1 rRNA gene is annotated in these 1,088 nt (G+C 56.3%); it reads left to right on the top strand.

The features are described 5' to 3' along the window. Positions 1-1,030 (top strand): 23S ribosomal RNA (locus IZR01_RS49265); the annotation flags it as partial. Positions 1,031-1,088 lie beyond the last annotated feature (58 nt).

Here is a 1,088-nt window from a genome sequence, read left to right as displayed (position 1 = left end):
AGGTCGAAGCTGAGAACTTAAGCGCCAGTAAACGGCGGTGGTAACTATAACCATCCTAAGGTAGCGAAATTCCTTGTCGGGTAAGTTCCGACCTGCACGAATGGCGTAACGACTTCTCGACTGTCTCAACCACGGGCCCGGCGAAATTGCACTACGAGTAAAGATGCTCGTTTCGCGCAGCAGGACGGAAAGACCCCAGGACCTTCACTATAGCTTGATATTGGTGTTCGACTCGGTTTGTGTAGGATAGGTGGGAGGCTGTGAAGTCCGGACGCTAGTTCGGGTGGAGCCGGCGTTGAAATACCACTCTGATCGTGTTGGATGTCTAACCTCGGTCCGTGATCCGGATCAGGGACAGTGTCTGGTGGGTAGTTTAACTGGGGCGGTTGCCTCCTAAAGAGTAACGGAGGCGCCCAAAGGTTCCCTCAGCCTGGTTGGCAATCAGGTGGCGAGTGCAAGTGCACAAGGGGGCTTGACTGTGAGACCGACAGGTCGAGCAGGTGCGAAAGCAGGGACTAGTGATCCGGCCATGGCTTGTGGAAGCGTGGTCGCTCAACGGATAAAAGGTACCCTGGGGATAACAGGCTGATCTTCCCCAAGAGTCCATATCGACGGGATGGTTTGGCACCTCGATGTCGGCTCGTCGCATCCTGGGGCTGGAGTAGGTCCCAAGGGTTGGGCTGTTCGCCCATTAAAGCGGTACGCGAGCTGGGTTTAGAACGTCGTGAGACAGTTCGGTCCCTATCCGCTGCGCGCGCAGGAGACTTGAGAAGGGCTGTCCCTAGTACGAGAGGACCGGGATGGACGGACCTCTGGTGTGCCAGTTGTCCCGCCAGGGGCATGGCTGGTTGGCTACGTTCGGGAAGGATAACCGCTGAAAGCATCTAAGCGGGAAACCTGCTTCAAGATGAGGTCTCCCACCCACTTGATGGGTTAAGGCTCCCGGTAGACCACCGGGTTGATAGGCCGGGCGTGGAAGCTCCGTGAGGGGTGTAGCGGACCGGTACTAATAGGCCGAGGGCTTGACCACAAAGCTGATTTTTTGAGTCTTTTTGCTCGCATCCACTGTTTAGATCTGAGACCCCTAC

The organism is Catenulispora pinisilvae (genome assembly GCF_015356865.1).
In the GTDB taxonomy this organism is placed as follows: Bacteria; Actinomycetota; Actinomycetes; order Streptomycetales; family Catenulisporaceae; genus Catenulispora; species Catenulispora pinisilvae.
Note: the sequence above shows the minus strand (reverse complement) of the source record. Positions and strands in the feature narration are given on the sequence as shown.